The organism is Arthrobacter sp. MYb23, assembly GCF_002979775.1.
Classification (GTDB): Bacteria; Actinomycetota; Actinomycetes; order Actinomycetales; family Micrococcaceae; genus Arthrobacter.
Genome location: NZ_PCPR01000004.1, coordinates 217,655 through 229,378 on the forward strand (window position 1 = coordinate 217,655; position 11,724 = coordinate 229,378).

General features: G+C 63.0%; 13 protein-coding genes. 7 read left to right on the plus strand and 6 right to left on the minus strand.

What is annotated here, in order from left to right; all coding sequences use genetic code 11:
* Window positions 1–48: 48 nt before the first annotated feature.
* Window positions 49–900, plus strand: coding sequence for a PhzF family phenazine biosynthesis protein (locus CQ020_RS07435; protein WP_105691238.1), 852 nt, complete (start codon window positions 49–51; stop codon window positions 898–900).
* A 7-nt stretch (window positions 901–907) separates the two neighbouring features.
* Here CQ020_RS07435 and CQ020_RS07440 read toward each other — a convergent pair whose 3' ends face one another.
* A complete protein-coding gene (locus CQ020_RS07440; RefSeq protein WP_105691239.1) occupies window positions 908–2,470 on the minus strand; it encodes a DUF6297 family protein in 1,563 nt (520 codons plus the stop codon).
* Window position 2,471: 1 nt separating this feature from the next.
* Complete coding sequence (locus CQ020_RS07445; protein ID WP_105691240.1) at window positions 2,472–3,149, minus strand: ABC transporter ATP-binding protein; 678 nt, start codon at window positions 3,147–3,149, stop codon at window positions 2,472–2,474.
* Window positions 3,150–3,207: 58 nt separating this feature from the next.
* Between CQ020_RS07445 and CQ020_RS07450 the strand changes: the two genes are divergently transcribed.
* Genes CQ020_RS07450 through CQ020_RS07465 form a run of 4 tightly spaced genes read left to right on the plus strand, consistent with a single transcriptional unit; the run spans window position 3,208 to window position 6,072 of the window.
* The gene (locus CQ020_RS07450; protein WP_105691241.1) at window positions 3,208–3,999 is read left to right on the plus strand and encodes an IclR family transcriptional regulator; all 792 of its coding nucleotides are present in this window, start codon (window positions 3,208–3,210) and stop codon (window positions 3,997–3,999) included.
* A gap of 26 nt (window positions 4,000–4,025) precedes the next feature.
* The gene (locus CQ020_RS07455) at window positions 4,026–4,385 is read left to right on the plus strand and encodes an iron chaperone (protein ID WP_181151797.1); all 360 of its coding nucleotides are present in this window, start codon (window positions 4,026–4,028) and stop codon (window positions 4,383–4,385) included.
* Complete coding sequence (locus CQ020_RS07460; RefSeq protein WP_105691242.1) at window positions 4,385–5,140, plus strand: class I SAM-dependent methyltransferase; 756 nt, start codon at window positions 4,385–4,387, stop codon at window positions 5,138–5,140. The genes CQ020_RS07455 and CQ020_RS07460 overlap by 1 nt, the downstream gene beginning before the upstream one ends.
* Before the next feature lie 32 nt (window positions 5,141–5,172).
* The gene (locus CQ020_RS07465; protein WP_105691243.1) at window positions 5,173–6,072 is read left to right on the plus strand and encodes a diacylglycerol kinase family protein; all 900 of its coding nucleotides are present in this window, start codon (window positions 5,173–5,175) and stop codon (window positions 6,070–6,072) included.
* Window positions 6,073–6,078: 6 nt separating this feature from the next.
* Here the strand turns inward: CQ020_RS07465 and CQ020_RS07470 are convergent, their stop codons facing one another.
* Window positions 6,079–6,993, minus strand: a complete 915-nt coding sequence (locus CQ020_RS07470) for a hypothetical protein (protein ID WP_258141752.1) — start codon at window positions 6,991–6,993, stop codon at window positions 6,079–6,081.
* 117 nt (window positions 6,994–7,110) lie between these two features.
* Between CQ020_RS07470 and CQ020_RS07475 the strand changes: the two genes are divergently transcribed.
* Together CQ020_RS07475 and CQ020_RS07480 are read left to right on the plus strand one after the other, a co-directional pair.
* Entirely contained in the window at window positions 7,111–7,404 is a 294-nt protein-coding gene (locus CQ020_RS07475) for a DUF4287 domain-containing protein (protein ID WP_105691245.1), read from the plus strand.
* Window positions 7,405–7,483: 79 nt separating this feature from the next.
* Window positions 7,484–7,933: an SRPBCC family protein gene (locus CQ020_RS07480; protein WP_105691246.1), complete on the plus strand. Its 450-nt coding sequence runs from the start codon at window positions 7,484–7,486 to the stop codon at window positions 7,931–7,933.
* Here CQ020_RS07480 and CQ020_RS07485 read toward each other — a convergent pair.
* The 3 genes from CQ020_RS07485 to CQ020_RS07495 are packed head-to-tail and all read right to left on the minus strand — an operon-like array spanning window position 7,930 to window position 11,664.
* Window positions 7,930–8,931 (minus strand): hydroxymethylglutaryl-CoA lyase, encoded by a 1,002-nt coding sequence (locus tag CQ020_RS07485; RefSeq protein ID WP_105691247.1) that lies wholly within the window; start codon window positions 8,929–8,931, stop codon window positions 7,930–7,932. The genes CQ020_RS07480 and CQ020_RS07485 overlap by 4 nt on opposite strands.
* The gene (locus CQ020_RS07490) at window positions 8,928–10,178 is read right to left on the minus strand and encodes a CaiB/BaiF CoA-transferase family protein (protein WP_105691248.1); all 1,251 of its coding nucleotides are present in this window, start codon (window positions 10,176–10,178) and stop codon (window positions 8,928–8,930) included. Before CQ020_RS07490 ends, CQ020_RS07485 begins: the two co-directional genes overlap by 4 nt.
* A 43-nt stretch (window positions 10,179–10,221) precedes the next feature.
* Window positions 10,222–11,664 carry a GntP family permease gene (locus CQ020_RS07495; RefSeq protein ID WP_105691321.1) on the minus strand — a complete coding sequence of 481 codons (1,443 nt, stop codon included), beginning with the start codon at window positions 11,662–11,664 and terminating at the stop codon, window positions 10,222–10,224.
* Window positions 11,665–11,724: the final 60 nt, after the last annotated feature.

Sequence of the window (11,724 nt, forward strand, 5' to 3'; positions counted from 1 at the left end):
GGGTGCGACAGTAAAAACCGGAGGGCACCCCGGTGATAGCCTTCAGCAGTGACTTCAGAAGCCCTGCGTATCCGCCCGTTCAAGCAAGTGGACGTTTTCTCCGAGGTGCCTTACCTGGGCAACCCGCTCGCCGTCGTCGTGGATGCCGAAGGCCTCAGTACGGAGACCATGCAGCACTTCGCCAACTGGACGAACCTCTCTGAGACGACGTTCCTGCTCCCGCCCACACATCCCCAAGCGGACTACAAGGTGCGGATCTTCACGGGCAGCGAGGAGTTCCCTTTCGCGGGCCACCCCACGCTTGGTTCGGCCCATACGTGGCTGCAAGCCGGGGGAGTGCCCAAGGTGGACGGTGTGCTGGTTCAGGAATGCGGCGCGGGTTTGGTGAGGGTCAAGCACGACGCCGGTCGCTTGGCTTTCGCTGCACCACCGTTGACCCGCTTCGGTCCGGTGGATGACAATACCCGGGCGCAGCTCGCTGCCGGCCTGCAACTGCCCGAGGATGCCCTGCTGGACGCGTCATGGCTGGTCAACGGCCCCACATGGATCGGCGTGCTGCTTGGCTCAGCGGAGCAGGTCTTGGCCGTGGAGCCGGATCTCCCTGCCATGGGTGACCTGAAGGTCGGGATCATTGGCCCGCATAAGCCAGGTGCCGCCGTCGACTTTGAAGTCCGCACCTTCATCCCGGGCGACGCCATGGTGGAGGACCCGGTGACAGGAAGTTTCAATGCCGGTGCGGCCCAGTGGCTGATCGGCAGTGGGCGGGCTCCCGATGAGTACGTGGCCGCCCAAGGCACTGTCCTGGGCAGGGCTGGCCGTATTCACGTCAAGGCGGAGGATGGCGAAATCTGGGTGGGCGGCGCCTCAGCCACGTGCATCGAAGGCACAGTGCTGCTCTAAGCGCTGGCTAGGAGCGCTTGGGGCGCGTGAGGACAACCAGCAGGAAGATGCCGGCACTGAAGGCCCCTTGGACAGCAACAACGGACAGCGGCACGAAGCCAAGGTACAGCGCCACCAGCAGGGGAACCGTGGCCAGGATGGTCACGTCCAGCCCGCGCATGAGGGAGCCGAGTTGGGCCCTCGGAACCGGACCGAACGGGGTTTCAACCGGTGGCGCAGTCCAGTCCGGCGGGGTCCTTGTGGCCGCGCGGAGAGTCCCGGCACCCATGCCGACCCCGGCGAGGGCGCCAACGCCTATCAAGGCAGGGTTCGCCGCTCCGAGCAGCACCAGCAGACTGGACAACGCGGCCATCCACACGGACATCGCCACGCACGGCATCAATGTCCGGCTGGTCCGCACAAGCGCCTGATGCAGTGGAAGCATCGCGTCGAGCTCGGGGACCAACGCCGTCCTGCGGGCCACGCTGCCCAGGCCGGAAGCCGTGGCACACCCGGCGATCACGATGACTGCCAATTGGGCGAACTCAGGCAGGCCACCTTCCACGAGCAGTATGGTGATGCAGGCGGCGAGCCACAGAATCGGCGGTGTCACTGGGGGATTGAGCCTGAGGAAGGCCACCACGTCAGCGCGGATCAGCGCCCTCAGTGGCCCCTGGGCAGGGCGGCCGTAGTAGCGGGCTGCCCTGCCGCCGTCGACCCTTTTGCGGGTGCCGCCAAGCGCTCGAAGCACCTCGTTGGAGTCCATCATGAACAGGGAAGCTCCGGCGTGCCCGGCAACGGCGCCGCCGCGTACCAGTTCGTCGCCGCGCACCTGACCGGCGCGTGGCACCACTACGGCAAGGAGCCCGACGGCGGCAACGGCCACCAGCGCTGTGGGCCACCCGGAGGATGTCAGCGCCGGAAGGACGGCGCACGCAAGAAGTACGGCCGCCGCAATCGTCCTGCCAAGCCGGGGACCCAGAAGACGCGGGCCCAGAAGACGCGGGCCAATGAAAGCAAGCTGCTGCAGGGCCGCCAGAATCACCGCAATGGCAGCTGCCAGGCCGAAGGTGAGCGACGCAAGAACGTGATCGAGCGGAGCGCGGCCAACGGCGGTCACCATGCTGAAGGGCAGGTAGACAACGGCTGCACCGGCTCCAGTGAGCGCCACTTTGCGAAGGAAGGGCGGCAGGACCATGGGCCGGCGGTCGACAGGAAGCGTCAGCCACCAACTGCTCTCGGCTCCGTTCACGGACATCGGTCCCAGCTTCCTTGCAAGGTTGCTGATGACCAGGAGGGCCGCGAAGGTCACGGCGGTCCACAACACGGGTTCCGGCAGGACGAGCCATTGCTCTCCAATGATGCTGCCGGTGGTGGAGGCGCGGTGTGCGATTTCGTTTCGGAGGGCCAACACGAACGAGGCCGCAATGGTCAAGGAAACACCTATGCCGAGTCCCCAACTGTAAACGTCAACGAAGCGGGTTCCCCATGAGATCCGGCTGCGCTTGTAGTGTCTGGTGGATCGGCGGGTGAACCGGACAATCTCAGCGGCCAGCTCCCGGTGCCGGGGCGAACGGTCAAGGGCAAGCATGTCAGGACCCGGCAATGATCGAAGCCCCCTGCTCCGGATCGAATTCCCGGACTTCCTCATCAATGACCAAACACGTGGAGGCCGTGGCGAGCAGCAGTTGCGGATCGTGGGTCACCAGCAGCACCGCGCCACCATCCCTGGCGTGCTCAGCAATGCGCTCACCGAGGGCAACGCGCATCTGTGGATCCAGCCTCTGTTCCGGCTCATCGAGAATCAGGAGCGACGACGGGCGGATGAGTCCCGCTGCGAGCAACAGCCTGCGCCGCTGCCCGGAGGAGAGGGCATCCGGGATTGCATGGGACCTGACCATCAGCCCGAAGAATTCGAGTTCTTCTTCAACGCGCGCCTCGGGGTCATTTAGGGAGTGTCCCCGGGCGATCAAGAGCAGATGCTCCCGGACAGTGAGCGATGGGAAGAAGAGGTCGTCGTCGAAAACGGCGGAGACTTGCCTACGGAACGGCACGGCATCCGGATCGATAAGGAGGCCGTGGACCTTCACGTCTCCGGCCAGGGCGGCCTGCCGTCCCGCGATGGTCCGGGCTACCGTGGACTTTCCGGCACCGTTGACGCCGACGATTCCCAGGACCTCGCCCGCGTTTACCGTCGCAGATACTTCGCCGCACACGGGAGCTCCGGCATAGCCAACCACCAGGCCTTCGGCCTCCAAAACTGTCCCCATGGTGCAACCCTACCGGCGGGATTGGCGCCACCCCGCTGCAGCGTTTAGCGTGAGTCCTATGTCAGCATCCGATGCTTCCGCGAAGGCCAACGGCAACCCGTTGCTTGTCCTGGGCAAGATCACGTCCATCCTGGATGCCTTTTCCTTGTCCGAGCCGGTGCTTCAGTTGGCCGATATCCGCGAGTTCACCGGCATGCCCACGTCCACGGTGCAGCGACTGGTCACCAACCTGACCTCTCAGGGCTTCCTGGACCGGGAAGGCGATGCTTACCGCATCGGCATGCGGATGGCTTATTGGGCGGCGCCTGCCACGCGGGGAATGGAGGTGGTGGACATCCTGAGCCCGCTGCTCAAGACCCTGCGGGACACCACTGGCGAGACTGCATGCTTCTTTAAGGCCGAGCAGCACTACCGGGTTTGCGTGGCCATGGCTGATACTCATCACGCACTCCGCCGCGAGATGCATCTGGGCAAGATTGTCCCTCTTCATGCCGGATCAGCGGGCAGGGTTCTGCTCGCTTGGTCTCCGGAACTGATGGAAGCTGTCTTGAGGGATCCTTTGGAGTCCATCACGGACTACACCATCACCAGCTCCGAGGAACTTGAGGCCGCCGTAAAGAAGACCCATGCGGATGGGTTCGCGATCACTGTGGGCGAGAGGGAGGACGGGGCGTCCGGCCTATCTGCCCCTGTTTTTGACTCAGCCGCCGGCTTGGTGGGAGCTGTGACCATCAGCGGACCAACACTTCGGATGCCGCTGGAGACGTGTGAAGCCTGGGTGGAACCCCTTCTCGCTATTGCTGAACACATGACCAGGCTCATCGGGGGCCGGTTTCCCGGCGAAAGCTGATCCATAACCAAAGGGAGAGAATGACGATGCCTGAGACACACCCAACTGTGGACGCGTACATCTCCGCCCAGCCTGAGGCCACTCAGCGGGTCCTCCACGAAATCCGCCGAACCATTCACGCTGCCGTGCCGGGTGCGGGGGAGATGATCAGTTACGGCATTCCCACCATCACCATGGGCGGGCACTATGTGGTGTACTTCGCTGCCTGGGTGCACCACATTTCGGTCTATCCGGTCCCTCGCGGCGATGAAGGTCTAGCCACGGAGCTGGCTCCTTACTTGTCAGGCAAGGGGACGCTGAAGTTTCCGCTGGCCAAGCCGATTCCCTACAGCCTGATCGCCAAAGTTGCTGCCCAACTCGCGGCTGAGAAAAAGATGGAGAACTGATGAGGGACTTCGAAACCTTGGTGAACGAGGCCGCCGAAGCGGACGTGACAGGGTGGGGATTTGATTGGCTGGACGGGCGGGCCACCGAGGAACGTCCGCCGTGGGGATTCGCCACGTTGCTGGCCGGGCGCCTTGCTACCGTGCGGAGCGCACTGGATCTTGATACCGGTGGGGGAGAGGTACTTTCAGAGGCTGGCAAGTTCCCTGAGCGCATGGTGGCTACCGAGGGCTGGCCGCCCAACGCCCGGAGGGCTGCTGAGAGGCTCGGTCCCCGCGGGGTTGAAGTGGTTGAAGTAACCACTGATATGCCGTTGCCGTTCCCGGACCAGTCATTCGAATTGGTTACGGCCCGGCACCCCGTTCGGCCGGACTGGACCGAGATCCACCGTGTCTTGGCCCCGGGTGGGCACTATTTCGCCCAACATGTTGGCCCGGCGTCGGCGTTTGAACTCATTGAGCATTTCCTCGGACCGCTGCCGGAACAGAGGAAGGGCCGTGATCCGCAGGCCGAGTCGGCCGCTGCGGAAGCTGCAGGCTTGACCGTCGTGGACCTTCGGACGGCCCGGTGCCGCATGGAGTTCTTCGACGTGGGCGCGGTGGTGTGGATTCTGCGTAAATGCGTGTGGTGGGTGCCCGACTTCTCCGTGGCGGCCTATCGTGACAAACTCAAGGAGCTGGACGAGCACATGAGAGCTGGCCGCCCCTTCATCGCTCACTCCACCCGGCACCTGATTGACGCCCAGCGCAATGGGTAGAAGTTAAACGGGCGCACCTAGGAGGAGCACGTATGGATTCTGCACGGACCTTTGAGTCGATTGTCATCATCTTCAATCCCAACAGCACCGGGGACGCGCCTGAGTTGGCGCAGCAGCTGCACGACAAGCTGAGGGGGTTGCTCACGTATCAGCCCAAGATCACCCTCCAGCCCACTGAGCACGCCGGGCATGCGGTTGACCTGGCGCGGGAGGCGGCATCTGAAGGCGGCGACGTCCTGGTGGTTTCGGTGAGTGGCGATGGCGGCTACAACGAGGTGGTCAACGGTGTGATGCAGGCCGGAAACCCGCAGGCCGTCTGTGCAGTCAGGGCCGCCGGAAACGCCAATGACCACAGCCGGATCATTGGTACAAAGCCGTTGGAAGAGGCCATTGCGGACGGGCGGGTCCACAATATCGACCTCCTCCGTATTCACACGGGACAACAAGAGAACGAGCCCTTCGAGTACGCGCATTCCTACATCGGATTCGGACTCACTCCGGTGGTGGCCACCGAACTTGAAAAGGGCAGCAAGGGCGCTCTCAAGGAAATGGTCACCGTCATCCAGACGTTCTCCAAGTTCGAGCCCTTTGGCATCCGTATGGAGGATGGGAAGCGCCGGAAGTTCGACAGCCTAGTCTTCGCCAACATCAATGAAATGGCCAAATACGCCACGTTGAGCGAAGCAGAGAATCACCCGTCGGATGGGAAGTTCGAGGTGATCGTTTTCCCGCACATGCCCAAATGGCGCACTCTCCTGACTGCGCTGAAGGCAACTACGCAAGGGTTGGGCGATCAGCCGAGCGTGACCAGCTACGAATTCACAACCCTCAAGCCGCTCCCGTACCAAATCGACGGTGAAGTAAAGAGCGTGGAGGCCAACGTCAAGGTGAAAGTGGAGTGCGCTCCCCAGGCTTTGGCTACTCTCGGCTAGACGCGTCTATCCTGCCGGGGCGCAGGCGGCGGTGACGAAGTCGTAGATCCGGCCGCGCAGGTCATTGGACGCCGCAATCTTCAGCAAGCCCTTCCGGTCACCGATCACGACCCTCAGCGGCAAGAGTGTCCCCACCTTGTCTTCAGCAACAGCATGAGGATCGCAACGGGCCGGGCGGATGGTCAGCGGGAGTTCCTGTTGGGCCGCGCCCACGGTTACGTTTACGGGCCAGGGAGCTGCGGAGGATTGGGCCAGCAGCGTGGTCTCCTCGAATGACTCGATAGTGAGGCTTGGCACGTCACTTCCCGGCGTGGCTGGGCTGATGACAAGGCGCACGACGGCGGTGCGGCCGTCCGCGGCCACCTCAAGTACGGGGTCCAAGACCATGGTTGCGATGGCTGCTGCTTCCGACGCGATGCACAGCTCGCTGGCGTTCCTGGGCAGGACGCCGAAGGGATCTGAGGCGCTGGTGTTCTCCTCCACAGGGGCCGTGTCCGCTGCCGAGTAATTGATCCTGACGCTGAGTTCCGTGGACTCGTCCGTGGATGCTTCACAGTTAGCCGCAGGCAAAGCAGCAGGCAGGCTTTTGGGCTGACGGGGCGGCAACTCAAGGCCGCCCCCTGATGATTCCCAGGAGATGTCACCTTCAAACAGCCTGGATTGCAGCCGCGCACTGGTCACGGTCAGTGGTGAATCCGTGGTGTTGGTGAGCTGTAGTTGGATGGCTTGCTTGCCGTATTGATCCCGGGATTGGTTGACCTCCACTGTGATGGGTCCAGGGCTTCCACTGGCGGTCGTCGAGTGGATACCGCCGGAGCTGCCGGAGCTGCCGGAGCCGCCGGAGTCGCAGGCAACCGCAAGCGGCAGCGTCACAGCGACGACCATGCCCACCGCACAACAACGCCCCCGCCGGCTCATCATGCGATCAGTGTAGGGCTCACCTCCCTCATGGGGCACGAGTTGGTGCTCTCGGGCCGATAGGATGTCCGCACGTACTAAGAATTCCGCCCGTTGAAGCACAGACGAAAGGCGACACCGATGTCGTTCCAGGCTTACCTTGATGCCATTGAAGACAAAACCGGGCTTACCCCGCGGCAACTGGTTGAAATTGCGGAAACCAAGGGATTCAAGGACCCTGCGGTGAAAGCCGGGACCATTCTTGAATGGCTCAAATCTGACTATGATCTTGGCCGTGGCCACGGAATGGCGTTGGTGCACGTCATCAAGAAGGGCCCAAAAATCGACACCAAGCATGTGGGGTCGGACGGAACCCACCGCGATGAGTCGGACATGCTGTGGCTGGACGGCAAGGACAGCAAGCCAACTCACTGATGAGATGGTGGCAGGGTAACACTAAGCATGCTTAGCTTAGGGTCAAGCCATTCCTGTTGTGCACGCAGAGAGGAACGCCATGGCCACCGTGACGCAGCTGTTCACGTCCCCTGCCGCTGACATCTGGAAGGTCATCGAGGACGGATGGCTCTATTCCGGCTGGGTGGTGGGGGCCTCAAGGATCCGCGCCGTGGACGAGCAGTGGCCACAAGTTGGTGCGACGTTGCACCATTCCGTAGGCTCTTGGCCCTTCCTTATTGATGACAGCAGCCGCGTGACAAGCATGGAACCCGGCCACAAGCTGGAACTCCTTGCGAGGGGCTGGCCACTGGGCGAGGCCAGGGTGCTGATCACGCTGGAAGACCTCGGCGGCTCCCAATGCCGTGTCTCCATTGCAGAGGACGCTGTGCGTGGACCGGGAAAAATCGTGCCCAAGGCCATGCGGGATCCCATCATTTCCGTCCGAAACCGCGAGACCCTGAGACGGCTGGAACTCATGGCCGCGGGCGGAGCCGGCCGCAAGAACTAAGTGGTGGACTGGCCGGTCGCGATTCCCCGGCCAGGGGCCGGCCCGGCACTAGGCGGGATGACCCAGTCAAAAGCCTCAGCCTTGGAACGCGCTCCCTGGGCTGCCTTGGAACGGTTCGGCTCACCCAGTTCCGCCAACAACTTCTCAGAAAGGGCCACGAGTTCGCCAAAGACATCCGGGGTGAGCCAGTGGGGGCGGGTTGCGAAGAGGATGTCTTCGGTGGAGGTGTTGCCGCTGGCGCCGGGTGCGAACGGGCAGCCGCCCAGTCCACCGAGGGCTCCGTCCACCATGGCAGCGCCGGCCTGGATGGCGGCCAGTGTATTGGCCACTCCCAAACCCCAGGTGTCGTGACCGTGGTACACAATCCGACGGGAAGGGGACTCATCCCGCACGCGGGTGATCAGGCGGGATACCTGCGCGGGAACTGCCTGTCCAAGGGTGTCGCAGATGACGATGTCCGTGGTGCCTTCGGCGCGTGGATCGTTGGCGATGGAGAGGATGCGCTCCTCGGGAACGTAACCCTCAAAGGGGCAGGTGAAGGAAGTGGCAATGCACAGCTGGATGTGGCCATTCACTGCGCGGGTGTACTCGATGGCCTCGGGCAAAGCGGCCAGGCTCTGGTCAGTGGTGCGCCCTATATTTGCCTTGTTATGTGAATCCGAGGCGGACAGGCAGTACTGGAAATTCCGTGCACCAGCGGCAGACGCTTTGGCTACGTGTCCGGGTGTTGCCACCCAGATCCAACATTTCTCCAGTTCCTCGGGGGTGAGGGCCTGGACCACTTCCAGTGTGTTGGCCATGGTGGGGACCAAATCTGCGCGGGCCATGGAACCCAGCTCGATTGCTGGCACTCCCAAGCGAAGCAGCTCGCGGACGGTCTCGATCTTCTGGTCGGCAGGCAGGAGTTTGCCGGTGAGCTGGAGTCCATCGCGTAGCGTGACGTCTCTGAGGATGACGTTGCCCAGTGTGGTGGCCAAGGGGCTTTCGAAGCGGTTCATGGTCGGAGAGCCTCCTCGCGGCCGGAAGCCGCATTGATCTGTGCGGGGTCCATGTTCAGGAGTCCGCCAAGGATTTCTTGGGTGTTTTCGCCCAGGTCCGGGCCCAGGTTCCTTATGGGCAGTGACTGGTTACCGATCACGGGAACAATGCCTGGGAAGCCCACGCCGGGAAGGATTTCCTCACCGGTGGAAACGTCGAACTTCTGGATCATGTTGCGGGCGGCGTACTGGCTGTCCGTGCTGATGTCGGCAGCCGTGTAGATGGGACCTGCGGGGACGCCGGCGGCTTCCAGGGCCGCGAGGGCTTCGGCGCCGGAGAGGGTGGCTGCCCAGTCGCCGATTGCCTGATCCAGTTCTTCGCGCTGCGCCCAGCGCCCGGCATTTGATTGCAAGGATGGATCTTCGGCGAGGTCCGGGCGCCCGATGGTCTGCATGTACCGCTGGTAGATCGAGTCGCCGTTTCCGGCCACCACAATGCTCGCGCCATCCTTGCACACGTACGCGTTGGAAGGGGCGATGCCCTCCATGCGGCCACCCACGCGCTGCCGGTCCACGCCGTATGCCTGATAGTCCGGGATGAGCGATTCCATCATGGAGAACATGGCCTCATTAAGCGCGACGTCGATGATGCGCTCAGTGAGCGGAACCGCGCCGGCCGAGTCCCGTCGTCGTGCTTCACGCTGGTAGAGGCTCATCATGGAACCGAAAGCGGCATAGAGGCCCGCGATCGAGTCTCCAATCGAGACGCCAACACGGACGGGAGCGCGGTCCGGGTCGCCCACCAGGTTGCGGAAACCGCCGTACGCTTCGGCGACGGCGGCGAAACCGGGCCGCTCCGACAGCGGGCCTGTCTGCCCGAAGGCAGAAATACGCGTGACGATCAGATCGGGGTTGGCCTCGTTGAGGACTTCCGGGCCCAAACCCCACTTTTCCAGGGTGCCCGGGCGGAAGTTCTCCAGGAGGATGTCGCACTTGGCAACGAGCTCCAGCACTGCCTGCTTGCCCGCGTCCGTGCGCAGATCCAGGACCACGGACTTCTTATTGCGGTTCAACGTGCGGTACAGCATGGACGTGTTGCCCTTATGCAGGCGCCAGTTGCGCAGTTCGTCGCCGGTCCCGGGACGTTCCACCTTGATGACTTCAGCTCCGAAGTCGGCCAGCAGCCTGCCTGCCGTGGGCGCGGCGATGTAGTTGCCGAGTTCCAGGACCCGGACGCCGTCCAGAGGGGCAATTATTTGGTGTGTCATGGTCTTCTTTCCTGCGTGGTGGGTAGGCGGTTGGCGGGGCCGGTCAGAACAACAGGCTCATGGGCAGGATCAGCAGGATCGCCACCACGGAGGCTACGGACACTCCCACCGTGACCGATTTGAGTGCACCTCTCACACTCTGGCCCAAAAGTGACTGCAGGAGCCAGAACGTGTTGCTGGTGACGTGAACCATGAAGAGCGATCCGGCGCCGGCGGCGAGGGCCAGCAGCACCGGATCCAATCCGATGGCCGGTGCGATGGGGGCCAGCAGACCAGCCGCAGTTATGGCGGACAGGGTGACGGACCCGACGGCGATGTGCAGGACGGCCGCGATGGCCCAGACCACCAGCAATGGAGCAACCGTGCTTGCGGAGAAGAAGCCTCCCAGGATGTCGCCCAAGCCTGCGGCCGCAACTGTTGCGGCAAGCGATCCACCGACGCCGGTGAGGATCAGGATTTGACCGCTCTCCTTGAATCCGACCGCAATGGCCTCCTCAACCTTCTTCTGTCCGATGGCGGCGCGGGTCACCAGGCAAGTGCCGATAAGGCCGATCAGCAGGGCAATCACGGGCTCGCCCAACAGCTGGAGCCAGGGGAGTTCGATTTCCAGGATTTCCAGGATTGCACCGGCTCCGATGAGGAGCAGGGAGGTCAGCAGCGGTGCGAACAGCAGGATCAGCGGGGCTTCTTTCCGTTCGCGTTCGACGACGGCAACGGTACTGCCGGACGGTTGGGCGCTGGATGCTGCCTCACCCGGCTTTTCCGTTACCGCAGGCGCCACGGGTGCCTGGCCGCCGTTGGCTGCTTCTTCGCCCTCGCTGTCCTCCTCCGCCACGAACGTATGGTCCTCGTCCTTGGCTTCGTTCCAGAATCCGCGGCGGAACAAGAACGTCATGATGGCGATGGAAATGATGATGGTTGGAATGACCAGGAGCAAGCCGAACAGGAGCATCTTGCCGAGTGGCACGTTCAAGAGGCCTGCCAGCGCGAGTGAGGCGACGCCGGGTACCGTGAAGACGATGCCGCATTCCAAGGCGATGGCCATGGCCGTGGCCATGCGTGCCGTGCCAAGCTTGCCGATTTTTGGTGCCAACTTGCGGGCTAGCGGCGCTGAGATGACCAGCAGGACGTCCAGGAAGATTGACTGCAACACCGTCCCGATCGCCAGGCCCATGGTGTAGGGGAGTCGCTTGGGGCCGAAGGTCTTGAGGAGATGCTCCACGAGCCGGCGGATCGCGCCGCTCTGGTTGAGGATGGAGCCCATCAGGACGCCGAACGCGATGAGCAGGCCTACATCCACCATGATCTCGCCGAATCCACCGGTGATGGTTTTGACGGTCTTTTCAACACCGAGACCCACCGCCAGGCCGAGGTAAACAGAGGCGAGGATCAGGGATATCACCGGGTTGACCCGGAAGCGGACGATCAACAGAACAGCGGCCAGAACCGCGACAGCTGTGTTGATCAGAACAGCAATGTCTGACATGGGGAAATCCGATCGTTGGGCCTTCCGCACTGAAGGCTGGAATCTGATGCGCACCGTGAG

Coding starts and splice junctions, on each gene's coding strand:
- CQ020_RS07440 (WP_105691239.1), bottom strand. CDS start 2,470: ATGCTTGCCCTTGACCGTTCGCCCCGGCACCGGGAGCTGGCCGCTGAG.
- CQ020_RS07445 (WP_105691240.1), bottom strand. CDS start 3,149: ATGGGGACAGTTTTGGAGGCCGAAGGCCTGGTGGTTGGCTATGCCGGA.
- CQ020_RS07450 (WP_105691241.1), top strand. CDS start 3,208: ATGTCAGCATCCGATGCTTCCGCGAAGGCCAACGGCAACCCGTTGCTT.
- CQ020_RS07455 (WP_181151797.1), top strand. CDS start 4,026: ATGCCTGAGACACACCCAACTGTGGACGCGTACATCTCCGCCCAGCCT.
- CQ020_RS07460 (WP_105691242.1), top strand. CDS start 4,385: ATGAGGGACTTCGAAACCTTGGTGAACGAGGCCGCCGAAGCGGACGTG.
- CQ020_RS07465 (WP_105691243.1), top strand. CDS start 5,173: ATGGATTCTGCACGGACCTTTGAGTCGATTGTCATCATCTTCAATCCC.
- CQ020_RS07470 (WP_258141752.1), bottom strand. CDS start 6,993: ATGATGAGCCGGCGGGGGCGTTGTTGTGCGGTGGGCATGGTCGTCGCT.
- CQ020_RS07475 (WP_105691245.1), top strand. CDS start 7,111: ATGTCGTTCCAGGCTTACCTTGATGCCATTGAAGACAAAACCGGGCTT.
- CQ020_RS07480 (WP_105691246.1), top strand. CDS start 7,484: ATGGCCACCGTGACGCAGCTGTTCACGTCCCCTGCCGCTGACATCTGG.
- CQ020_RS07485 (WP_105691247.1), bottom strand. CDS start 8,931: ATGAACCGCTTCGAAAGCCCCTTGGCCACCACACTGGGCAACGTCATC.
- CQ020_RS07490 (WP_105691248.1), bottom strand. CDS start 10,178: ATGACACACCAAATAATTGCCCCTCTGGACGGCGTCCGGGTCCTGGAA.
- CQ020_RS07495 (WP_105691321.1), bottom strand. CDS start 11,664: ATGTCAGACATTGCTGTTCTGATCAACACAGCTGTCGCGGTTCTGGCC.